Raw genomic sequence first — 23957 nt, forward strand, 5'->3', positions numbered from 1 at the left:
TTAGTTAAGTTTAAATTGATACCCGACTCGGAACCCAATGAATCCAAGCCCTTGACTGGAAAGGGAAAAACCCTGATAGCTCAGTGAAAGATCCACGTCACCCAATAGATAACCAATGGAGGCGGCATAGCCGAAAGAAGTATCCGAAGCGCTTCCTGACAAGTTTCCGGCATCTCCAAAGTCTGCTTTCAGGTTACTGCGGTTTACAGAAAGTCCCAATTGGGGCTCGAGGTACAGTTGCCCCAGCTGATGGCGATACCCTGCAAATACGGGTATAATACCCAAAGATCCTTTTAGGTTTTCGTCGTAGGTATCTTTCAGCCCAAACTGAGAATAGCCGGTGGAAAGGGTTACTTGACCGACTGAATTCAAACTGTACAGCCCTTTAAGGGATACCCCCCAGCCCATACCATAAGCATCGCCAAAATCACCAGTGGGCAAACCTGCCATAGCCGCTGTATTTAGGCCCATGTCTCCCTTTTGGGCATTGGCGTTAAAGGTAAAGGCGCTCAAAAACACGCAAATGATCATTAATTTTTTCATAACAAAAGTGATTTACTTTAAAAAGAACTTGATTGATCGGCCCATGCTTGATTCTCTTCAAACATTTTTAAAGCTCAAGGGATTGCGACATGAACCTTTATATACTTCATGTGAAATGTTGGAAAAAGTAAACATGTACATGAAAAAAAATTGTAGTTTTGGCCACCAAGTGTTTACTTTTTACCTGATTTTACCATAAATGAATAAAGAGGAGCGACTCATTCAAAGTATACGTAACGGTAATAAAAAGGACCTGGGGAAGGTTTATACAATACACAAGCCCCAATTTGTTGATTTTGCCAAAAAGTACACTAAGGAAGAGGATATGATCCTGGACATTTACCAGGACAGTGTCATAATACTGTACGAAAATATCCTAAGTGGAAAATTGGCAACATTGCAAAGCAGTCTCAAAACCTACCTTTTCGCTATTGGGAAGCATAAACTCATGGAATATTCGAGAAAAAAGGGGAAGGCTCCTCACGTAAACATTCCAATAGAGGAAATCAACCTATTTGAGGAAATTGATCCGTATGGAATGGACTTGGAGGATGAAAAGGCAATCCTACTTCAAACAGCATATCGAAAACTTGGCCAGAAGTGCAGAGAGGTTTTACGCCTATTCTATTACGAGGGCAAAAAACTGGATGAAATCCAACAGACCCTCCGCTATGATTCAAAGGATACGGTAAAAAGTCAAAAATCAAGGTGTTTAAAACAATTAAAAGAGATTGTGGGAGCTTATGAAAAGCAGTAGAAACGAATTGATCGAAAAATATTTTGAAAACAGTCTCAGCCCCCATCAACTGCACGAATTTGAGGAACTGATGGCTATCGACAAGGAGTTTTCATCAGAGGTTGAATTCCAAAAACAGCTAAAAGCTGCCATTATCCGTGAAGAAAGGGCCAATTTGAAGGCAGATTTACAGTCACTGGACAATCCCACAAAGACTTACAGTCTCCGTTGGTGGTATGTTGCTGCAGGGGTGGTATTATTGATTGGCCTGACCTGGTTGGCCAGTACTATAATCAATTCCCAACCAAACCAGCTTTATACGACCTATTTTGAGCCTTATCCTAATGTGGTGGCCCCTGTAGTCCGTGGAGATGACAATGTAGAGAATGACTTAAAATCACATGCATTTCACCTATATGACCAAGGTCGATACAAAAAAGCAGTTCCTGTATTTGAGCAGTTGTATCGGGATGGCGGTAAAGAATATGCACTTTTGTACCAAGCCGTTTCCCTGATGGCTTCCGACAGGACCCAAGAAGCCATTCCATTGTTGGAACAGCAAGACTGGACCCTAGAGGAGCGCTATACCGAAGTAGCCCATTGGTACTTGGCCCTCGCCTTCCTGGACAATCAACAAATACCAAAGGCAAAAATCTATTTGCAAAAAGTCGAACAAACCAGTCACCCCTTGGCCAACCCAGCTGCCCAGCTCTTGAAAAGTCTCCGGTAGGCTTAGTTTCCTGTCCTTGTTCCTTTCTTCTTGCGATAAGTATAAACTATTACCCCCAATAGAAGCAGCAAAATGATCAGATAACCGCCCCACTTCCAGAATTTTCCCGAACGGTCCTCAAGTGATAGGGCTTCCAAATTCCCGTTCAGAACGAATCCCGCCCAATAAAACGGATGCCGTTTCATGGGAAAATCATCCAAAAAAGTCCTTTTGGCCATAGCAAGAGCTTCTTCTTTACCGTATCCTTCTACCAAATACTTATAAAAGGACTTCATCAATATGGAAGTTTCTTCATCAGGAACCTGCCATAAGCTATATACAGAAGTTCTTACCCCGGCATAAGTAAGTGCACGGGAAAGACTCATCAAGCCTTCCCCTTCATGGAGTTCACCTATTCCCGTGTTGCAGGCACTTAGTACCACCATTTCAGCCGGGAAACGCATTTGATATAATTCGGAATAGGAAAGGGTCTCTCCATCCTGAAAATAAATACCCGATTTTTCATAATTGGTATGATCTACCATGGCGTGGGTAGCAAAATGGTAAATTTGGTAATGACCTATGGAAGCTATAAAACGATTTTTATTGGCAGCATCTTTATGGAAAACATCTCCTCCCAGTTTATCTACAATATATTGGGCTTCCGATAAAGCCCCTTCCAAATACGTCAAACGGCCACGGGTTACATGGTCCTCTTCCATAGCGGCCAGATAGGACTTGGGGTATTCAGGCACAAAAGCTGCGATACTATTTTTATGGGAAGAATATGCTCCCGCATTTTGTTGCAATTCCCAAAGCTTTAATGAATACGCATAACTTAGTTCATAATCCTCCACCATCAAACGACCAGTTTTGGAATTCTCCAAACTCTCAAAAGCCAGTAAATTAAGATTACTTTGCGGAACAATGACCAAGTGCCTAATAGTCTGTTCGTTCAGACCTAACGGCCTTATCAACCGATCATACAATTCTCTTGACAATCCTACAGCCTGATCCCGTATGGATTGTACTTGATCATGATAGCTTTCGACCAACTCAAAAACAGGCTTCTTTTCCCCAATTTCCACTACACTGACATTTGAAGAGTTCACCACAATAGCAAAAAGCTTTTTATCCGTTGCAATATACCTAATGATCGCCTGCTCCCCGGAGAGACGCGTCCGTAATTCATTAATATCCAATTGTCCGGAAAAGAAGGAAAAATATTTCTTATCATAGGATGAGATGGCAGCTTCATTTGCCAAGAGCTCCCTATCCAACCTTTCCAGTTCCTCGGCCAAAACAATCGTATCATTTTTTGCCCTGGCCAGACTGGCCTTAAGCATATTGTTTTTTATAAGCAAACTGTCAGGCACGGATAAGAATTGCTGGTATTTGGCCTCAAACTCCTTCCATAGGTGTTGGGACATGTTTCTTTCCAAGGTATTTACCAGCTTGTCATGATCGGTGATCCCAAGTGCGAGATGCATGGACAACACCCCTTCGGTGATATCCTTATTGGTCATGTCCAGCCAAGGATTGTAAACACCCTTTTGGTAATAAACATGAAAAAGGTCTGCGGCTATGGTGTAAAAGTGATAGGCCAATTGGGCATGTGCAGTATTTCCGCCTTTACGAAACTGGTTTTTGTAAATTTTGGCCACCTCCCGAAGCGCATCGACGTAATATATATCATTGCGTTGGGCAAAATCTTCTCGTTGTATTGTAAACAAATCACTCACAGGCTCCCCCAACAACAGGGAAAAACCATGATAGGCCATTTCCTCCGCTTCTTCAAAACGTCCCAATTTTTGTAGTATATCTCCTCTCTTGAGATAAATATTGAGCAAATTGAACTCACGGATATCCATTTCCTTTCCGATCTGTAGTGCGCTATCTAGATGGATGAGTGCATTGGCGAAATCTTCAGTAGCATATTCATAAAAGGTCACCAGCCGGGTATGGAATATCATTTCATAATACCGATCTCCCAATCTATTGCTTTCCTTCATTCCAAGATCAATAAACTTCCTTTCCTCCGCTCTCTCGCTGACATTATCCTGATCTACCATCAAGGTGGCAACACGATAAAAGCCATTTAAGAGGTACTCGGAATAACGTTGCTGGTCTTTTAGGCTCATGCTATTGAAATACGTCCTAAGGCTGTCCCAATGCGCCAATCCACTGGTTCTATCGTTTGTAAACCCCAAATATTGAAGATTTAACCTGTGTTTCTGTACCTGATAAATCTGCGGAGGGTGTTCAGCCTGCAACTCCTTCCTTCCCTTGCCAAATGAATCTTCAGCCATCCATTGGTCAAATTTGTCATTTATCATCGTTATCAGCTCCTCGGAAGCCTCTCGATCCCCATATTTGGCATATAACCCCAATAAGTTGCCATATAATGAAATCAAGTTACTTTTGTCCACCTCGTCCATGGACTCCCAAAGCGCTTTGGCCTTTAAGTAGCATTCCTTTCGCTTGGTAAAAAAGCCCGTATGGGCATGTATCACACCGATATTGTTATATGCCAGTGCCAAATCATTACGTAAGTCCAGCCGTTCGACATCATGTATGGCTTCATAGCGTTCAATGGAGCGACGGTAATAATTTAGGGCTTTCAGGTATTGCTCATTCTTATCGTAAATGTGTGCAATATTGTAAATAAGATCGGCCTGTTCCTTATCCTCTAGCTCTCCAATAAAAATGGCTTCACATGCCAGTGCTATTTGGAGAGCCTTCTTTGTATCATTTTGGTATTCCAGGTCAACGTATTGCTGTTTATACCCATCATAAATAGAAAAAAGCAAACTATCGTACCGAGGATGCTCCTTTGTATAATAGCTCTGTAGGCTGTCAATACGATCTGAAATTTCCGACTTGTATGAATCAACAGTATTGGAAGTATCGGACAGGGTTATTTGGTTATATTGCAATTCGTCCGTTTCCTGTGCCCCTGCCTCCCCATAGATTGGAACACACAAAAGTAGCATGAGAGGGTATAAGTTTTTACATGATAATAGCATAAAAAAGTACTTTTATATTCAAAAATCCAGTCATTTATAATTTCACCACCTAAAAGAGCTATGTTAAAACGCTCCAATTTTAAGTCAAAAATACTCATTTCGTTCTTATTGCAAAATCTTGGGCCAGAGATAGAATTTTTTGTAATCCAGACAACAAAGCATGCTATCCAAACATTGGTTAAAAGGTCTCATGGTCTATCGCTCATTTTAATTTCCCCCCTAACTGTTATCTAATGCTTGATTGTGGACAATACCAAAATGGTCATCCTTCCATTAATCAAACTAGGATAGTATTTTTTAATCCGGTTTTCATTTTAATTCAACGCCTTGTACCAATAGAAAAATGCTGCCTTATCTCTCGACTTTTTAAGCTTATTCAGGAAGTTCAGCTCGCCGGTGATTTCTAGTTTACTGATGTCCTGACCATTAAATTTTTCATAGGCAGAATAGTCTTTGTTCTTTAATTGTTTAGCTAGGTAAGCTGTTTTACCTGCAGCTAGTATGGCATCTTCAATTTTAAAGTTTTCAGCTATCAAAAAGCTTTCAAACCTCCGTATACCTGTGGTGAGTTCAGTAAATCGGGTTTTGTCTAGTTCTACGGTATTTTTAGTTCGCCTGGCGATGAGTAAGGAAGTGGTAAAAATATCATCCAGAATATCCGTTAAACCAATTTCAAGTTCACGGTAGTTGATCTCCTTGGTTCCAATTTTCTCAAAGCTCAAAGCTATTTCATCTACGTTTTCTGCTTCATCAAACAGACAACCTATATCAAAAAGCTGTTTGATGATTTCCTGCTCTTTATCCTTGCCGTACAATATCCCGACCGTATTCGGTGCAAATGCCGTTAGTTTATCTCCTAAAATGGATTCAATGGAAGGCACAGCCACTTCCAATACTTCCTCTGATTCTATCCATTCCGACTGAATAGGAACCGATAACAGCTTTGGGTAATCGATTTTCTCAAACAAAATATCCAACAACACAAAATGAGCACTTTGGTTGAGACTGGATTCATAATCAAATTTGTAATGAGCTTTGGGAACACCTTCTTTATAGCTCCTTCTATCCTGTAAGTCCCAACTATTGAAATGTGAGTTTGCTACCACTTTGTCCAGGATAGCTTCTACTTCTTCACGACTTTGGGTGGTAATGATGTCAATATCCACCGAAAACCGTCTTGATTTGGCAAGTAACAAAACAAGGCTTGTACCACCTTTAAATGTGAACTCTAGACCATGGGCTTTGAGTTGCTGCAACAAAGAAAGGGCTTGTATCATTTTCTCCATTATCGGAGGATTGATTCGCTTTAAATGCTTTTGCTGCTTAAAGCTGTTGATCCATTCTTTTGTAAAACAATGTGCTTTTATCATTCTAAAATGTCCTTTACAAAGTCACTAAAGTTGTTCTCTAAGTAGCTTTTAATTTGTTTCTCTTTATTTCTTCTTCCAGCGTAGGTAATTAACTTGGTAAAGTTTATCTGATAGTGTTTTAAAGCAGTTTCAAACAGCGTGTCCATTTCACTTCCTTGTATAGCATAAAAGGTTACTGCATCGCTATACACGTCAATCAATATCTTCTCCAAGGTGGGTACATAGATTTTATCCTTTGACTTCTCCTTTACAGCAACTCTCTGCTTTGGTGAACGACTTATAAGCGGCTTTATAACGATGGAAACTTCACTTTCCACATAGCGTTCCATGATGTCCTCTTTGGGATCCAAGTACACTCTGTACTGCCTAGATTCTGAATAGGCATTGAATACTTCCTCTACAAAATCCTTCTCCACCTCCAGTATGTAAAAGAAGGTTCCCAATTGGTGTCTGGTAAAATCATTGAGCCACTCGGTACTCCAAAGGCAATAATCCAGATCATCAAACTCCTTGGCTACAATCTTGGATAGACGAGCCAGTTTATCAGATACAAATGGTCTGTAGATTTCTTTGTCGGAAATGACATAAACCCCCAATTTCACTTGATTAATTACTTTTCGTTTTACCAAATCATGTATTCTCCAGGTTAAAGCACTTTCGGTGATTTCCGGATCCAAATCAGTCAAAAAGGAACTGAGGGTATCTCGGTCGAAACTTCCTTTACTTTTAAATTGCTTCAATATTTGACGGTCAATGATTTTAGACATAGCTCAGATTTGTCAGTATTTAAATTTATTGGCATTTTTTTGATTTACTCAATTTTGCCAATAAAGCAAATATAATGGCATTTTTTAAAAACACTCATTTTTGCCAGAAAAACTTGTTTACTGGCATTTTTGAGTAAAAGCTCAATCGTCAAATCATCAATCAATCAAAAGGAGGTTTAAATCATTAAATTTTATAATTAAGTACGCCGCATCCCTACCTACTTCTATTTAACACGCTCACCACAAGCCTTTTCACTACATCAACCTCTTCTGGCTTACTGGACGCAATAAATAAGGTCAAACTGGCCAACGCTTCATTACTGATGATTAAATGTTCTTGTTCGTTTTGCAGAAGTCCATTTTTCTCCAAGAACAGTAAAAAACACGCTGCTGCAATTCTCTTATTCCCATCAACAAACCCATGATTTTTAACAATCAAGTATAACAATGTGGAAGCCTTTTCCTCTAGCGTCGGATAGAAGTCTTCATCTCCAAATCCTTTTGCAATCTGGGCAACGGCACTTTGGAAAGAAGCATCCTTTTCCTTTCCAAAAATGGATGAATCAAAATCTGCTTTCATCATTTCAATAACCTCTTGGTACTCGGACATTGTTGGATAAATAGCTTGAACATTGCTTACCCCCTTTTGATCAAGATTCTCATGGTCATAATCATCCAATAACTCCAATCCTTTCGCAAACTGGCCTAGCCAACGGTAGTTTGTATCATCTATTTTTTCTTCAATTGCCCTGCTTAATATCCGAATCCCATTTTTCAAGGTCTGAACCTCTTGTTGCTTTTGTGCTAGTCTTTTTTCATTAATGGCATACCCTTTAATTAGATAGTCCTTCAATCTGGAGGTAGCCCATTGCCGAAATTGTGTACCTTGAATGGATTTCACTCTATAGCCGACAGAAATAATAACATCTAGATTATAATGATCTACTTGGTAGGATTTCCCATCCGAAGCAGTTGTCGCAAAATTTGCGACAACTGCTTCTTTTTCCAGTTCCCCTTCATTAAAGATGTTATTGATGTGTTTACCAATGGTTTTAATATCCCGACCAAATAAAGAAGTCAATTGGTTTCTATTTAGCCATACAGTATCTTCTTCAAACTTTACTTTAATCTCAGTTTTCCCGTCACTGCCTTGATAAATTTCTATTTGCTTTTCCATTTAATTGTTTAGGTAATGTTTAAGAAAAATTTAGAACGTGATTTTCGGCCAATACACAGTTCTAAACTATTCTTTCCCAGCATAAGATATTCACTCATAACTCATTTCCATATTTTTCCAGCACATCGTCAATCCTTTCAATTATCAGAGGCATGTTAACACCATTAGCATAATTTTTATCCGTGCATGAGAAGAAGGTTTTGGCAATTTCCAGGCACTCTTTAGTTTTCTCTCCATCTTTGTTAAAAACGCCCTCACCAAAGTCATCAAGGTGCTGATGGATCCTTCCTTGGGCCTTTCTGATATTGTCCTTATTGGCACCCAGTATCTCCTGCAACACTCGATATATTTTTTCGGTACCCCATTTATTCTCACTGTGGTCTGCTACATATTGAACCAAACCATGAAGATTATTGAATTCATAGGTCAACAAATGAAGGTATACTAATTTCTGTCTAAGCGTATTCTCATTTGCTTTATCCCTCTTGAAATCGCCCCTATAAACGGGGCTCAAAAATTCACCATAGAATTCCTCAAATCCTTCCATATCGTCTAAATCCAGTAACAAGAATCTACTTAGGTTATTTCCAGCTCTTAGATACTTGAAAAACGAGACCGTCTCTACCAAATTCTTTGCAGACTTTCCAAACATTAAAACCATTAAAAATGCTACCGGACATATGAATACACCAAGGAACACAAAAAGATAGGACCATGCTGGTATATCCAATTGAGCCAACGCATAAAACACCAATCCAAAAGCCCCTATAAGCAAGGAAAAAATAAGCAGTGGTAAAAAAACCAGCCTAAATCCACACAACTTTGGGTACCAGGATCGTAGAACATCCTCTTTTTGGAAGATATCAAACCCAAATCTGTAAATCCAAATTCTTTCCACCCCGGGTCGGCCATCATAATGTAAAAATAACTCTCCAAAAATGTATCTTTTAAGCCCAATCCCTTTATTAAAATTATTCATATCAAAAACATTAGTTAGCTCCAAGCTTTCGTCATTTCATCTCTTTTGCGCTGTTCATCCACTTCAATATAACGCTTAAAACTCTTATAATCAGAATGCCCGGTAATTTTCATCACAACCTCAGCTGGTATTCCTTTGGCCAAAGACAATGTCACAAAAGTTTTTCGCCCAGTATGGGCACTAATCAATTCATACTTGGGGAACACTTTCGCCTCTCTTTTTGCTCCTCTGTACCTGATAATCTCTACAGGCTCGTCAATGCTAGCGAGCTTACAAAGCTCCTTTACATAATTATTGAATTTCTGATTGGATATGATGGGCAAGGGTTCAAGGCGTTCCTCATATTTAGCTAAGATTTCCCGGGAATACCTATTCAATGGCACTACTGAAGGCTCTTTGGTTTTGGTGATGGTCAGGCGTATCTCATCTCCCTTGATATGCTCTCTTCTCAATTGCCTCAAATCGGAATACCGATAACCCGTAGCACAGCTAAAAATGAAAATGTCCTTCACCTGTTGTAGTCTTCTATTCTCTCTCAAATCCAAATTGTACAGTGAATCAAACTCCCTTTGGTTAAGGGCAATTACTTCAAGCCGTTCTTTCTTAATGGTAAACTCTTTGTAGCCATCATGGACTTTGATTCCCCTTCTCCTGGCATAACTTAAAAAAGTCTTTAGCGTACTAAGTTGTTTACCAATGGAAACGTTGTTAAGAGTGGTCACCCTTCCCGTTTTCTTATTCACTTCCTTCCATCCTACCAAATAATTCTGAAAGGCTTGCATGAAAATATAATCCATGTTCTCGAACCGGATTTTCTTTCTGGATTTCTTCTGAAAGTTTTTTAGGTGCTTTCGTAGGGATTTATACACCACTAAACTGCCTTTAGCCCTGATCAATTCATTATCCTGGATATATTGATCAATAAAATCATAAACCAAACCCTCCGGCTCAGGTTTCTCCACCTTCTCTTCATTGGTCTCCTTGTAACTATCTACTATTTTTGATGCACTATAGGGAACCCCAGAGAATCTAAATTCTTCCTCAATTTTTTGAATCTTGAATTTAAGCTCGTTTAGTTCAGACTCGTACTTGATAAGTACTGCTTTCGGAGGGACTAAATCTCCATGGATCTTTTCTAATTGGGTCCTTTGCTTTAATGTCAGAGCCAGTATATTTCTACTTGACTCAGACCACAATTCAGGAAGAATTGATATACCAGTAGATATCTTTCTTTTCTGGCCATTCAATGTAATTATAAGGGAAATCGGCATTTCCCCTCTTTTGTTGATCAAGTCCTTCCGCAGCGTAAATCTTAATGATGCTTCCATTTGGTATAGTTTTTTATATCAAGGAGTTAGTCCAAAAGTCAGGGTCTTTTTCAGGGTCCTTTTCAGGGTCCCGAAGGCCAAATTTAGACTATCACAGCTTGTCAAATATTCACACCAAACATACACAAACAACTGATTTAATGCAACTTACATCAATTAGTGCAAAATACTAAATAGTAGGTTCATTTTCCTCCTCCTCTGCACAAACAAACCCTAACTCGCTTAAAAGCAATGAGTTAGGGTTTTTGTTTTTAAATCATAGGGCGGACCAGCCTTGTTTAAGAACAAGTTTTTTTTGAAATTTGAGCTATCTTGAGCCAAGCAGAAAAGCTGGGGGACTGATAGAACGCTGATGACACAGATGACTATGATTTGCGCTGATTTTTTGCTTAAATTGGAAAAGACAAATAGCATAAAAAAGCCCTGAAAGGGCGTAACATCCTTAGCCATTGGCAACACCAGTGGTAAACATCAAGAATAATCTCATTGTTTTAGCAGCAATTAACTTCCTAGCGCTTATAAATTCACGCTAAAACCCAATACACACCACCAGCGCTGTATTCCAATAATCAATAGGGAATAAATTTCAAGAAAGCGGGTCGAAATTTATCCCTTCAGAAATATTGCTTGATCCCTCAGATTCCCTTGTTTTTTGTATCCATGATTATTCTCTAATAAAGTAACTCAAACGACATCCACTTAAATCGCCCTTATTTTTCACATTATACTATGAACCTGAGCTCGACTTAATTTTAGTATTAAACACGTCATACGAACCTGTCTGCCCAGGCCATAGCCGTCAGGCTAACGCATAATCCGGGTTAAAACCTATATCCCTATTGATGTCGATGCTCCTCACAAATGGTCTAGGGGGATTTCACCCCCCCATTATCCCGGTTCGGGATTACAAATCCCAAACAGCTAAATTGTGGCAGTTCGCTGCGGCGAACTGCCACGGCTTCCATCCCTCAAATCTCCCTTAAACCCTGTTTGGCTTCAGACAGGCCTGTCTGGAGCCAAAGCAGGCTCTCAGTGCATGTCCCGACCACTATACGGAAACGATTTTATAATCGAACTGAGGCTTCTAGCATATATTTCACTTGGTTTATCCCGCATTTCATAAATAATACAAAACAACTCATCCAAAGGAAATCACCCTGACCTCTTCTTGATCATTGGTTGGTGTCAATCCTTTCAGCACTTTCGACGTACCTGATTCCATTTCATTGATCACTGCGGTGTATTTTCCATCTTCAAATACCTTTGGCCTGAAACTATTTCCTTTAATTCTTAAACAGTATTCCGTCTCACCGGTACCTTCATTGACCAGTTTTAAAACAGGGTCTGGCTGGCCTTCTATTTTCAGTAATGGAAGGTACCCATAAACTCCCCTGGCATAATTATCATCTTGATTAATTTTAATTGGCCAACCCTCATATTGGCCATTTGGATTTTTATTTGGATCCTCATACCGGGGCCAACATTCCATCACCATGGTTCTTGCAGCCTTGTCAAATGTCACTATCCCATATCCAGTCGCCCTATCATAAATAAGAGCAGGCTCTCTTCCACTTTGGGAAGGGTTGGCCACTGCATGAACGGTCATTTTATTTCCAAATCCATCATGAAAATCACCAGTATTCTTTGGTTTTCCTGGAATGGACTGATGATCTCCGGTCAATTTGGGCCACCACCTCCTCGGAAAAAGATTGTTGAGTGCTGGCCCTGCAAAGGCAAAACCAGCATCTCCGAAGTCATCCACGCCATAATGCACGACGCTGGCCAAATGCTGGTCGCCTGCTATGTGTAAGGCAAAAGACTTTCTGATAATTCTCAAAGCTTCATCCCTTCCCTTTTGTGGCCATCCGTTGGAATCCATGTCCGAGGTAGGCTCGTCTCCCGTGACATACTCTCCCGGCGCTGGAATAGGCAGTTTTGGGACTATACTGTCAATAATACTGCCTTCAGGCAATGTAGCTACAGTACAGAAATTAGTTTGGGACAAAACGGCCTTCATCTGCACTGACCTTGGCCAGTTTACAGTCCAATTTTCAAGAAATTCCAGCTGTCTCTTTCCCAGTAATTCTGCTTCGACAGCATAGTGTTTTTTAATATCAAAATCAGGGTTTTGTATAAAACCATTCTTAACCTTTGCCTCTTTTGGAAGGACGTTTTGTGGCGCAGACTTGAATTTTCTGTCTTCTAAAATCGCAAAACTTACTCCGCCGTATATCCAATCGGTATAATAGGTGCCAATTCCTTGTTTCACCGGACTGGGGTCATAGGGATCAGGCAAATGCCCTGTTTGGGTACGCTGCACCATATTCACCCACTCAGGTGGCATTTTATACCCACCTTGGTCTTGAGCCACATACCCCCATCCTTCATCCGATGGAGCGTGTTTTCCTCCTTCACCCCACACGTTCCCATGATAGACATCATGATCGTCAGGGATAAAAGCGCTGGGAATATGACGGAATATTTCCGAGTACGACCAGCCAAACATGTACCATTTTCGGAGATAGTCCAAAGAAGCCTTCTCTATGGGGGAAGTTTGTATCCCAAATCCTCCCGTGCCTTCATAAAACTGATCACCTAAAAAGACCGCAAGGTCTGGCTGATGCATGGACACATGATCACTTACCTCCCCATCTGGAAAGCCGTAATCAGCATTACAGCTGAATACGGCCATTTTCACTTGGGACTCACCTACAGGTTCTTTGGCAATAGTCCCCTCGTATGTAAAGACCTTAACCTCCTCTAAAAGTGGCAGCTCAAGATGTACCTGATAGGAAACAGCCTCGGATGCCTCCCAGTTTTCTACCCTAAAAGGCACCACCCTCCCCATGGGATCCACTGTGCCTTCCTGAATGGTTTTCCACTTTCCATCCTTTCTAACTTTTAGCCATATCTTATGGCCAGAAACGTCTTCCACTGGAGCAAGCTGGGCATTCAGTTTAAGCACCTTATCATGAAGGGTATATTGGGCAAAGCAAATAGGCCCAAATTCACGATCATCAAATTGTAAAACTTTGCTTCCTTTCAGCTCCCAATGGGAAAAGGCCACCGATGGGTTTTCCAGCTCCTGTTTGGACTCGTCGGGAAAATGAGCCACCAACGCCAATCCTCCTGACACCGCCTTAGATGCAATGCCCCCAACCTGATGAACAGCCAACACATCTTCTTCCGAAAGAGCTGTCAACTTAAAATCATAAAGCCCCGCATTGGGTTCTGCTTCTAATTTCAGCCTCAAAGGTCGATTCAAGCTTACCGAGCTTACTTCTTGGTCTCCTTCACTGTCGCCAATAAACAGTGTTCCATCCCCTCTGACACCTACATCAAGGCCTTTGCCAAATACCACAGCTGATCGGTAGTCATCCATTTTACCTTTTGCCCCAATGCGAAAACCAGCATATGCACTTGGCTTGGCGCTCTCGCCTTCTCCAAACCAGTCCATTGTTACAACGACCTCAAACCGGCCTTCTTGATCTCCTAATTCATGGGACAATGTGTACAGGGTTCTATTTTTACCATGAACCACACAGGTGGCCTGCCCATCCCTAATCTCCCAGTCCTGAAGCCTGTTTCCCCAATATCCCGGACCAATCCACTTCATGTTTGGCCAGAGGTGCCAAGGGCTTTCATGGCTTTTATTCTTAGCGAGGGCTATAGGTCTCCCCTTCGCCTTGTTCATTGCTCCCCCAGCCAATAAAACATGTGGAGCAACAGAACTTAAGGCAATCGCTTTTACAGCATGTCTTCTTTTCATATTGCTAATATTGATTATTGGCCAAGACTAGGGTTGATATTCACCTCAGTCTCTGGGACAGGCCATTGGTCATCCACCCCGGGCCTAAAGTTCTTAGAGGTCACATACCATCTATAGGCTGGGTCGAGCTTCTTGGAGGTAGTGGCGTATTTTTCAGAATCGGGAAAAGGAGCACCCCAAAAATCCCCAACCAACACTTCTCCACCAATTTCCCACCTAAAAATATCCCATAGGCGTATCCCCTCAAAGGCCAACTCTATCCTTCTTTCATTTCTCAAGATCGGACGTAAAGCCTCCGCATTGGTCTCCTCAATCGGAGGAAGCCCCACCGAAGCGCGTCCACGGACCGCATTGATAGTCAAGTCAAGCAATTCCTGGGTAATAGGGTTTCCCGCTTCCAGCTCCGCTTCTAGATAGCTCAGCAATACTTCCGCATATCGAATAATTGGAATATTTCCTCCATAGTCATTCCTTAGATTTCCAGAAAAGGATTCGTCAAAAAACTTCCTTAGACCATACCCACTTCTGGTGGCTTGCTTTGAGTAAGTGAGCTGATCTACCGAACTGACCGCATCAGGGTGACAGTTATATACATTTGAGCCAAAGGTGCTGTTGTTCCACAGGAAATTATACCTAAATCGAGGATCCCTGTTCTCTCCCATATTATCATAATTGAACCTTGGGTCCTCATAGGAAAGAGGGCTTCCATCATCAAAACCATAGGCATCAGTCAAGCTGCCCAGAGGATTGACAAAATGCCATCCCCCAGCAATGGCCGGATAACTATGTTGCGGCAAAGCGTTTGGTGCCTGCCCCGGAGTGAATTGTGAGCTGAAAATATTTTCGGTACTATTTTCTCCATTGGGGTTAAACAAGGATTGGTAGTCAGGATCAATTTCATTGTCTCCCAAATCGATAATTTGCTTATAGACCCCTGAAGCTTCTGTAAACATTTCCTCACTAAGGTACATCCTGCCCAGAAATGCCAATGCCGCCTGTTTGCTGGCCCTTCCTATTTCTGAGGACTGTAGTTCCCCATAGGCCGGCAGGTCTTGAACCGCTGCGGAAAGTTCATCCATGACAAATTTCACAATAACCGACTTCTCCTCTTTCATTACATTATTGGCTTCCTCTGGTGTCAAGGTCTCCGTCACCAAAGGCACCGACCCCCAAAACTGAGACATGTAAAAATATTGGGTTGCCCGTAAAAACCTGGCCTCGGCAGTCATGCGTTGGATTTTCTCTGTGGACATATTTACGCCCCCTATATTTTCCAGAAAATCGTTACATATCGCAATTCTTTTATAGGATCCTTCCCAATACCCATTAATGACATTATTATTGGGCAGCAAGGTACCGTTGGTCAATCTGTTTATAGTCGAATTATCTCCTCGACGATCATAAGCATTGTCAGTAGCCAACTCCAAAAACACGATTCCACAATATGTCCACCAATCACTGGGCACGACTTGTGTACCAAACTCAATGGACCCACGGTACATACCGGTCAAAGCAATCAGAGCGTCCGATTCGGTTTTCCAAAAGTTCTCTTGGGCAAAAGCGTCTGATGGGTATTGGGAAAGTTTATCCTCACAGGAAATGGTCAAGAGCAGAACAATGCTCAAAACCACCGGGGATGTAAAACTATGTTTTATATTATCAAGTATTATTTTGGGAAATGTCATGGTCTTAGAATTTAATATTTACACCTAAAGTATAAGTTGCCAAGATAGGATAGTATGCACCGGAAGTATTGATTTCCGGATCCCATCCCTGCCTGTAGGAGTTAAAGGAGAGAAGATTTTCTCCACTCAAATACAGTCGCGCATTTTGAAGCCCTATTCTCTCAACAGCCGCCTCGGGAAGGGTATAGCCAAGCTGTAGGTTTTTCACTCTAAGGTAAGCCGCATTCATTACCCAAAAATCTGAAAGCACCGTATTGGGTGTGCCACTATTCGTGATGACCTCCAGTCGGGGATAATCGGGGTAACGCTGAGGGTTGTTCGGATCAAACCGTCCCTCCATCTGCCATCTTTGGATATTACCTAAGTTATAAAAGGCCCATCCTGCATAGTTATTCAACAGTCCTTTTACTCCCGCCGCACCTTGCATCAAAGCAGAGAAATCAAAGCTTTTGTATTTTAGGCCAAAACTAAATCCAAAGGTGTATTTTGGAATACGGCTTCCTAAATAGGTTCGGTCATATGTAGGATCTACTTGCCCGTCTGGCACTCCATCCGGACCACTGATGTCCATGTACCGAATATCCCCTTCTTGAGGATTTGGATTGACTGCAGTCTGATCCGCCCAATCACCTATGTCCTCTGGGTTAAGAAAAACCCCGTCTGATTGATAGCCATAATACATTTCCATGGGGTATCCAATAAACAGGTTGGAACCATTCCCTACAAATCCGTTCGGTTGCTCCACATTACCTAATCCAAGGGTTACTACTTCGTTATTGATCAAGGAAAAATTTCCTGCAAAAGAATACTCAAAATCTCCGCTGCTATTTCGGTATCCCAAATCAAATTCGAATCCTGAGTTTTTGGCTTCACCGGTATTGGTTTCGCTCATACTGACCCCCAAGACGGTAGACACACTGGCGGAAGGCTGGAACAAAATATCAGTAGTGGCCCTATTGAAATAAGTGGCATTTAAGGTGAGCTTCCCTTCCAAAAAACCAGCTTCAAACCCAACATCCGTAGTGGTGGTGGATTCCCACTTAATATTTGCGTCTTTGTACGTGGAATAAGCCGCGCCAGTCGCTATGCCACCCCCAATAGGGTAATTCCTCCCTGACTGCAACACTCTTTGGTAAGGATAATTGCCAATATTCTGATTGCCCAATACCCCCCAAGAAGCTTTTAGCTTAAGATCGGATACCCAGTTTACATTTTGGAAAAAATTCTCTTCCGAAAGCCTCCACCCCAAGGCCATTGAAGGGAAGAGGGCATATTTGTTGCTTTCGGGAAATCTTGAAGAGCCATCATAGCGGACTGTGGCTTCGACCAAGTACTTCTCATCATGATTGTACCTTACTCTCGAAAACAAAGACTGTATCGCCCACTCATCGTCATACCCTCCTGAAAGCTGGTTGTCTGCACCTCCCATGCCAAGCACGGTATAGTCATTACTTGGAAAATCCTGACGGTAACCATTAAAGTAACTAAGGATTTGGTTTTCGAAGGAGTAGCCCACCAGGAGGTCCAAAGGATTATTATTTATCTCCTTGGTATACTCTGCTAAAAACTGGGTGGTTTTATACACCTCTTTGTTGCTGTACTGATTCAAATAGGATTGGGCAAGGTACACCTCATCATTGAGTCTCTGAGAGGCCAAATAAGAGCGTTCCTCAAGCAAGGTAAAATTATAACCTCCGATTCCAGTTAGCACCAGCCCTTTTATCGGCTCCCAGGCTAACCTAATATTGACGCCCATTCTTGATTCTGGGTTCTTCAGGTAAGAGGCTGACTGTAACCAAGAGACAGGAGTACCTCCACTCTCAGGACCAATGCCAAAATCCCCATTTGAAGCCTGCCCCAAATACACCGCCGGATAACGCAAAGAATTCTGGATCAATTGATCGGAAAGTTCTCCTCCTTTATTGGCTGTAGCCTGGGGTTCATTTCGCTCTTCATAGGTACCAAACAACCTGGTGGTCATTGTAAGGTTTTCCGCGAGGTCACTTTCCAAATTCAACCGGATATTATATCGGTTATAATTGTTCTTTTCAATGATCCCTTGCTGCCCAAGATATCCCGCAGATAAAAAATATTTGTGTATATCGCCTCCACCGTTCAGGCTAATTGTATGACCGGTTTGTACTCCTTTTCTGGAAAACAATTCATCCAAAAAACGGGTGTTGGGATAATTATCTGGGTCAGATTGATTTCGGTATTTTTCAATATCCTCCTCGGTATAACTGTTACTTCCTGAAGCAATATTGTACATCTCTGCGTACTCCCACGAGTTGACCAAGTCAGGCAGCTCTGTAGCTTCATTGAAACCAACATAACCATTATAGCTTACTGTCAATTTACTTTCGCTACCACTTTTTGTAGTTACCAGGATAACACCATTTGCTGCTCTTGCCCCATAAATAGCTGCAGAGGAGGCGTCTTTTAACACCGAAACTGACTTGATATCATTTGGGTTGATATCATCCAAGGTGCCAGGTATCCCATCGATGATCACTAGGGCATCCGGAGTAGCCCCAAAAGAACCAACTCCCCTTACACGAATGGATCCACTACTTTCGCCGGGACGACCGGAGCGCTGGATAACAGTAACTCCAGGCATCTGCCCCGCTAGGGCTTGGGTTGCATTCGGTACAGGTCGGTTTTCAATGCTCTCGGATGAAATCTGAGAAACGGACCCAATCACATTGACTTTTTTCTGGGTACCATAACCGACCACTACCACCTCGTCCAACGATTTCATATCTGGTGACAAAGAGATATTGAGCACTGTCTGATTACCTACTTCCACCATTTGCTGTTGGTAGCCGATAAAACTAAAAATAAGAACCGCTCCCTCTTCTACCTCAATACTGTATTTCCCATCAATATCCGTCACACTGCCCCGCGTGGTACCCTGTACTTGTACCGTGGCACCTGGAATAGGCTGCCCGTTTTCGTCAGTGACGGTTCCGGTGACGTCAATCAAGTCTATCTTTTGTTGTAAATTTTCTTCATCCTTTTTAGTTTTTTCTTTTTTTCTAATGATTACAGTCTTATTGTGGATTTCATAGACAAATGAATAAGGGATCAAAAGCTGATCCAATACCTTTTCCAAACTTGCTTTATTCAAGTTGATGTCCACTTTTGGGATTTCTTTGATCAGATCCGAGCGATATAAGAAACTAAATTCACTTTGGTTTTTAATTTCTTCAAACACTTGCTCTATAGAGGCTTGATGTAAATCCAGTTTGAGTTTCACATTTTGTGAATAGGCACTTGCCGAGACTTTCATCACTCCCACCATCACTAGAATCAGGGTGAGCTTCATGATTAATAGCATTTTACCCCTCGGCCCGAAGGGTAGGTTAATGGGTTTTTTTTTCATAATTTTGGGTTGTTAAGTGAACAGATTTGATTTATTCGAATCGTTTTCAGGGGGATGTTGGTAGCATCCTCCGTTTTTATTTTATAATAATGGTCCTCCTTTCTATTTCGATTTGTACATCTCGGGTTTTTTCCAATAAAACCAATACTTCTTTCAGGTCTTCGTGTTTTCTAATCCGCCCCGTAAAAGGAAGCTCCTTTGTTTTCTGGTTTTCAAACTTCACTTCCACATCATACCAGCGGGCAAGGGACTCCATGATTTCCCCTAAAGGTTTTTCTTTAAAGTAAAACCACCCATCTTTCCAAGCGATATATTCGCGGACGTCAACGGTCCTTTTTTCGATACGTTTTTCTCCTTTGACCCACATGCTTTGCTCACTAGGCGTCAAAACTTGCTTTTGTAGGGGCTTATCCTGAACAAATACGTTTACCTTCCCCTCTACCAAGGTGGTAAGGACAGAAGGCTCTTCTTTATAAGAGGAAATGTTAAATGCTGTCCCTAGCACTTCTACGATTTGCTGGTCTGCTATTACTCGAAAAGGGCTGTCGGGGTTTTTGGTCACCTCAAAATAGGCCTCACCACTTAATTCCACCTCTCTTTCTTGGCCAGTAAAGGCAGTAGGATATCTCAGCGTAGAACCTGAGTTGAGCCAAACTTGGGTTCCGTCCACCAAGCTAAGGGTAAAAACAGCTCCTCGGGGGACTAAAAGTGTATTGTATTTTACTTCAACATCCGCAGATTCATCCATCTTATATTGAAGGGATTTTCCTTGGCTTGTGATCTGAGCCCCTCCATCTTCCAGGTCCAGGGACGTCATGGACGAAAGATCATAAGAGGTCCCGTCATCCATCAGGAGAATAGCCTTTTCGGTCCCTGGCCCAATGATGGCCTCCTTATTTTCTTTGGAGTCATTAATATACAAGGAAGGCTTCAGTATCGCTGCCAATACCAGCAACAAGGCAAAACCTGCGGCGATTGAAGCAGCATAACTGCCGATGCGCCATTTTCTTTTCTTGGAAGGATGTAGTCTACCAGTAAACTCGGGCCAACTTTTCTTCGCTATTCCATCTTCAACCTTAAACTGAGACCCGTTCTTGTAGAAGTTGGCCAAATGCTGAAAATAAGCTTGATGATCAGCATTTTCTTCAATCCATGCCTTGAATTGTTCTTCTTCCTCTTCGCTCAGTGAATCATGCACCTTCTTCCAAAGAATAGAAAAGTCAATATTTACCAGATTTTTATGCACCTATCCTGTTATTTAACCATAGGACACATGAGATTCAAAAATGGGTGACAAAAAATGTAATTTTATTTTACAATCAATCAAAAAATCAAAACAAGAGAACAATAAAATCAGCAACAACAAACTTTAAGAAAAGCTAATTCGATTTATTCGGTTATAGGAAAAAATTCAAATTCAAGGATTCCCTCAGTGATTTCCTCAATTTCCCCTTGGCCCTAAGCAGATGCGTTTTGATGGTATTTTCGGAAATCTCAAGCTGCTGGGCGATTTCTCGTACGGATTTCTCTTCCATGTACTTCAGCCGGAAAATCTCACCAATTCTAGGAGGCAGCGCTTCAATGGCACTTTCGACTTTTTTGTTGATCTCTGCCTCTTCCCAATCTACATCAGAGTCGTTTAAACTTGCCTCCAAATAAAGCAAATGGTGCTTGTCCTGGATCTTAAGATTTCTAATATGGTTTAGGCAGCGGTTGCGGACGGATGCATAGAGGTAGGATTTAAAGGAAGTAGTAATAGTTAAATATTCAGCTTGTTCCCAAATATGCACAAAGATATTCTGAACGATATCCTCGCATAATCCACCCTCAAACACAAACCCCTCTGCATACCTCAACAGACTCGGGTAATAGTCGTTAAAAAGCGCTTCGAAAACATCTTTGTTTTGTTTTTGAATTTCCCTTAATAGTATTTTATCCTCTATTCTCAAACCTGGGTGATATAATTACTTACTTATGGTGCAAAATAGAAAAACTAAGCGATAATCCATTCTTCTAAGACGCAATACCTGTGCCCCGTAGCGTAGATAGGCTAATGCATATTCCGAGTTTAATTTCCTCCCGATGGCTACAGCCTAAAAGCGAGTGGGTCTCGCTGTTCCACAATGCGAGCCAACTCCCTTCCTTAACGGCCTCCACCATCGGCTGGAAAACAGGCATACCAAGGGCCGTCATATGGAAGCAACACCTTTTTGGGACTTATTAACTGAATCCGCCTTGCAGGTATTGGGCGTTAAGAAATTAAAAAGCGGGCGGGCAAAAAGGCAGGCTTGTTTGACGAAATTCTGGCCAAAAAGAATGTAGGCAGCTAAAAAGGAGGAGTTTGCCTGCATGAGGGAAGATTTTAATTTTAGGCCAATAGATGCACAGCGGCGGGGTTTTTTGGTTACTTTTTTGACCTAAAGCAAAAAAGTGACAAAGGTAAAGAGATGAAAACCATCTTGGAATTTAGCAAGAAAAATAACTGCCCAAGGAAAAAATATAGAACACATATTTCCAGATACACACTAAACTAAACGGCATTAATTCCGGGTTTAATCGGAAAATATAAGATAAAATCCAAAAAGCCGATGAGTCATCCTCATCGGCTTTACTATTAAAAAGGTTTATAGGTTAATTAGTAACCAGCATTTTGCTCCAGGAAGCCCGGCTCACTGGAAGCGCCGTCCATGGCTTTTTGGGGGATGGGAAAGAGTCTTTTGTGCACATCGGCATCGTTTTTCTCTGTCCAGCTGTCCTCGTATTTGCCATAACGGATCTGGTAGTTTCTTCGGTGGCCTTCCCAGTACAGTTCAAAGCCACTCTCTCTGAACAAGATATCCAAATCAATATCATCCAAAGGAGCAGGTGTCTGCGCAGCGCGTGCATCTCTGGATGTTCTTAGGGTGTTCACATCCTCCAGTGCGCCAGCATTGTCGCCGTTTCTTAATTTGGCTTCTGCACGCATCAGGTAGATCTCACCCAGTCGTACCAGCACCAAGTCCACACTACTGTAATAGCAGCAGTTAGGAGCCGTGTGGCTAAATTGGTACTTAGAAAACCGGTAGCCAGCATTGTGCAAGCTTCCCTCCGTGGTAAAGTCCACCTTGAGGGTATGGTCCACGTAGCGGATGTCTGCACCACTGCTTCTCCTATTGATCACAGGATAGATCCTTACAGAACCATCCTCACAGGTCATGATATTACCACTCTCATCCTTTCTAGGACCCCAGATGATATTACGGAGAATACCCCTATCCACTTCGAATTCCGTGGCTTCTACACAGTAATAGTGATCTGCATCATTGTTGGGGTTGACACCGGTAAGGTCCCTAAGTTCTTCTGGAATGACCGTATTTTCTTTAAAGAAACGGGCATCGGCATCAGCAGGATCTACGTCTCCATATGCATCCACCCAGCTCTGAAAGAAATCAGGGGTGGCGGCTACAGCATCGGTACCCCTGGTATTTGGAAACTCCGGTCTTGGCACTTGGTCACCGGACATGGACCAGTATGCCCATCGGCTGTGCTCGTTCTGGAGCACGCCTCTTTGATCCAATGAAAAAATGATTTCTGGATTGTTGTTATTATCATCACTGAACAGGTCAAAATACTCCGGAGACAAGGAATACGGCCCATCGATGATATTGCTTGTGTACTGGATCACCTTGTCCATATCTTCTTGACGAAAATCAGGAGTACCATATGGATCACGGTACACTGCCGCATTCAGGTACAGCCGAGCCAGCAAAGCTTCCACGCCATATTTGTTCAGCCTGCCTGGCCCCTTGTCACTATTGATCACATCGACTACGGACAGCAACTCGCCTTCCAGGTACGCCACTGCTTCTTCGCCCCGAAGGATTTCGGAAAACTCGTCAGAGTTGTTCTTCCTAAAGACCAGTCCCCAATTGTCCAGTGCCAGCATATTGAGATACGCCTTCATGGCGATCATTTCGTACAAAGGATCCTGAGCCGCCGAATTGCCATTTTCCACTTCCAGTTGTAGTCTTTCCTCTGCCAAGATCGCTCTGGACAATGTCTGTGTAATATTGGACCATGTATCCCCTACCAGGCTGTTTCCCGGTGTCATAAGATGCTGGTGAATGGCGATAAATTTACCGCCATCAAACCAATCCGTACCTCCACGATAAGGGAGAATGCCTTCGTCAGAAGCCACTTCTTGAAGCCCAAAATTAACCGTGTGCAACCATACCTGACGGAGATTTCCATATACAGGGGCGATCGAACCACTGATTACTTCAGCTTCCCCTGTCCCTGTCAAGGACTCATCCAGTATTTCCTCTTCTAACGTCGTACAGCTTAAGAATGCAAATATCATTGCAACGATCAGAAGTGTCTTGTTAAACATGCAATTTTTCATTTGATTAAGATTTTCTATATGATTGAATAATCATTTTTATGCGCTAGCAATTGTAGATCAATTCGTTTCTGAACCTAGTTTCGGCACCAGAAATCGTAGTGACGT

The 23957-nt window shown here is 42.0% G+C and carries 16 protein-coding genes; 2 read left to right on the plus strand and 14 right to left on the minus strand.

Features of this window, described 5'->3' with window-relative positions:
* Entirely contained in the window at positions 1 to 543 is a 543-nt protein-coding gene (locus DN752_RS08595; protein ID WP_162633169.1) for a porin family protein, read from the minus strand.
* Positions 544 to 742: 199 nt separating this feature from the next.
* On the opposite strand from DN752_RS08595, the gene DN752_RS08605 reads away from it, so the two are divergent.
* Entirely contained in the window at positions 743 to 1300 is a 558-nt protein-coding gene (locus tag DN752_RS08605) for an RNA polymerase sigma factor (protein WP_112783562.1), read from the plus strand.
* The gene (locus tag DN752_RS08610; RefSeq protein WP_112783563.1) at positions 1287 to 2009 is read left to right on the plus strand and encodes a tetratricopeptide repeat protein; all 723 of its coding nucleotides are present in this window, start codon (positions 1287 to 1289) and stop codon (positions 2007 to 2009) included. Before DN752_RS08605 ends, DN752_RS08610 begins: the two co-directional genes overlap by 14 nt.
* Positions 2010 to 2011: 2 nt before the next feature.
* On the opposite strand, the gene DN752_RS08615 is transcribed toward DN752_RS08610, so the two are convergent.
* The 13 genes from DN752_RS08615 to DN752_RS08670 form a co-directional block, all read right to left on the minus strand.
* Complete coding sequence (locus tag DN752_RS08615) at positions 2012 to 4981, minus strand: CHAT domain-containing protein (RefSeq protein WP_162633170.1); 2970 nt, start codon at positions 4979 to 4981, stop codon at positions 2012 to 2014.
* 347 nt (positions 4982 to 5328) lie between these two features.
* Positions 5329 to 6300, minus strand: coding sequence for a nucleotidyl transferase AbiEii/AbiGii toxin family protein (locus tag DN752_RS08620; RefSeq protein ID WP_162633171.1), 972 nt, complete (start codon positions 6298 to 6300; stop codon positions 5329 to 5331).
* A gap of 80 nt (positions 6301 to 6380) precedes the next feature.
* Complete coding sequence (locus DN752_RS08625; protein ID WP_112783566.1) at positions 6381 to 7151, minus strand: DUF6577 family protein; 771 nt, start codon at positions 7149 to 7151, stop codon at positions 6381 to 6383.
* A 214-nt stretch (positions 7152 to 7365) separates the two neighbouring features.
* A complete protein-coding gene (gene rhuM, locus DN752_RS08630; RefSeq protein ID WP_112783567.1) occupies positions 7366 to 8328 on the minus strand; it encodes a RhuM family protein in 963 nt (320 codons plus the stop codon).
* A gap of 94 nt (positions 8329 to 8422) precedes the next feature.
* Positions 8423 to 9307 carry a hypothetical protein gene (locus DN752_RS08635; protein WP_112783568.1) on the minus strand — a complete coding sequence of 295 codons (885 nt, stop codon included), beginning with the start codon at positions 9305 to 9307 and terminating at the stop codon, positions 8423 to 8425.
* A 14-nt stretch (positions 9308 to 9321) separates the two neighbouring features.
* A complete protein-coding gene (locus DN752_RS08640; RefSeq protein WP_112783569.1) occupies positions 9322 to 10635 on the minus strand; it encodes a site-specific integrase in 1314 nt (437 codons plus the stop codon).
* A gap of 1138 nt (positions 10636 to 11773) precedes the next feature.
* A complete protein-coding gene (locus tag DN752_RS08645) occupies positions 11774 to 14404 on the minus strand; it encodes an alkaline phosphatase D family protein (protein ID WP_112783570.1) in 2631 nt (876 codons plus the stop codon).
* A 14-nt stretch (positions 14405 to 14418) separates the two neighbouring features.
* Positions 14419 to 16089, minus strand: coding sequence for a RagB/SusD family nutrient uptake outer membrane protein (locus DN752_RS08650; RefSeq protein WP_112783571.1), 1671 nt, complete (start codon positions 16087 to 16089; stop codon positions 14419 to 14421).
* A 4-nt stretch (positions 16090 to 16093) separates the two neighbouring features.
* Positions 16094 to 19414 carry a TonB-dependent receptor gene (locus DN752_RS08655; protein ID WP_245949491.1) on the minus strand — a complete coding sequence of 1107 codons (3321 nt, stop codon included), beginning with the start codon at positions 19412 to 19414 and terminating at the stop codon, positions 16094 to 16096.
* Positions 19415 to 19547: 133 nt separating this feature from the next.
* Positions 19548 to 20717 carry a FecR family protein gene (locus DN752_RS08660; protein WP_112783572.1) on the minus strand — a complete coding sequence of 390 codons (1170 nt, stop codon included), beginning with the start codon at positions 20715 to 20717 and terminating at the stop codon, positions 19548 to 19550.
* 151 nt (positions 20718 to 20868) lie between these two features.
* Positions 20869 to 21420 carry an RNA polymerase sigma factor gene (locus tag DN752_RS08665; protein WP_112783573.1) on the minus strand — a complete coding sequence of 184 codons (552 nt, stop codon included), beginning with the start codon at positions 21418 to 21420 and terminating at the stop codon, positions 20869 to 20871.
* 64 nt (positions 21421 to 21484) lie between these two features.
* On the minus strand, positions 21485 to 21649 hold the full coding sequence (locus DN752_RS24435) for a hypothetical protein (protein WP_162633172.1): 165 nt from the start codon (positions 21647 to 21649) through the stop codon (positions 21485 to 21487).
* A 457-nt stretch (positions 21650 to 22106) separates the two neighbouring features.
* A complete protein-coding gene (locus DN752_RS08670) occupies positions 22107 to 23852 on the minus strand; it encodes a RagB/SusD family nutrient uptake outer membrane protein (RefSeq protein ID WP_112783574.1) in 1746 nt (581 codons plus the stop codon).
* Between the last annotated feature and the right edge of the window lie 105 nt (positions 23853 to 23957).

This window comes from Echinicola strongylocentroti, from assembly GCF_003260975.1.
Taxonomy (GTDB): domain Bacteria; phylum Bacteroidota; class Bacteroidia; order Cytophagales; family Cyclobacteriaceae; genus Echinicola; species Echinicola strongylocentroti.

Bases quoted from the DNA above. Each gene is read 5' to 3' on its own strand.
- DN752_RS08655 (WP_245949491.1), bottom strand. From the start codon at position 19,414: ATGAAGCTCACCCTGATTCTAGTGATGGTGGGAGTGATGAAAGTCTCG.
- DN752_RS08615 (WP_162633170.1), bottom strand. From the start codon at position 4,981: ATGCTACTTTTGTGTGTTCCAATCTATGGGGAGGCAGGGGCACAGGAA.
- DN752_RS08635 (WP_112783568.1), bottom strand. From the start codon at position 9,307: ATGAATAATTTTAATAAAGGGATTGGGCTTAAAAGATACATTTTTGGA.
- DN752_RS08645 (WP_112783570.1), bottom strand. From the start codon at position 14,404: ATGAAAAGAAGACATGCTGTAAAAGCGATTGCCTTAAGTTCTGTTGCT.
- DN752_RS08670 (WP_112783574.1), bottom strand. From the start codon at position 23,852: ATGAAAAATTGCATGTTTAACAAGACACTTCTGATCGTTGCAATGATA.
- DN752_RS08625 (WP_112783566.1), bottom strand. From the start codon at position 7,151: ATGTCTAAAATCATTGACCGTCAAATATTGAAGCAATTTAAAAGTAAA.
- DN752_RS08650 (WP_112783571.1), bottom strand. From the start codon at position 16,089: ATGACATTTCCCAAAATAATACTTGATAATATAAAACATAGTTTTACA.
- DN752_RS08595 (WP_162633169.1), bottom strand. From the start codon at position 543: ATGAAAAAATTAATGATCATTTGCGTGTTTTTGAGCGCCTTTACCTTT.
- DN752_RS08620 (WP_162633171.1), bottom strand. From the start codon at position 6,300: ATGGAGAAAATGATACAAGCCCTTTCTTTGTTGCAGCAACTCAAAGCC.
- DN752_RS08640 (WP_112783569.1), bottom strand. From the start codon at position 10,635: ATGGAAGCATCATTAAGATTTACGCTGCGGAAGGACTTGATCAACAAA.
- rhuM (WP_112783567.1), bottom strand. From the start codon at position 8,328: ATGGAAAAGCAAATAGAAATTTATCAAGGCAGTGACGGGAAAACTGAG.
- DN752_RS08605 (WP_112783562.1), top strand. From the start codon at position 743: ATGAATAAAGAGGAGCGACTCATTCAAAGTATACGTAACGGTAATAAA.
- DN752_RS24435 (WP_162633172.1), bottom strand. From the start codon at position 21,649: ATGCCTGTTTTCCAGCCGATGGTGGAGGCCGTTAAGGAAGGGAGTTGG.
- DN752_RS08610 (WP_112783563.1), top strand. From the start codon at position 1,287: ATGAAAAGCAGTAGAAACGAATTGATCGAAAAATATTTTGAAAACAGT.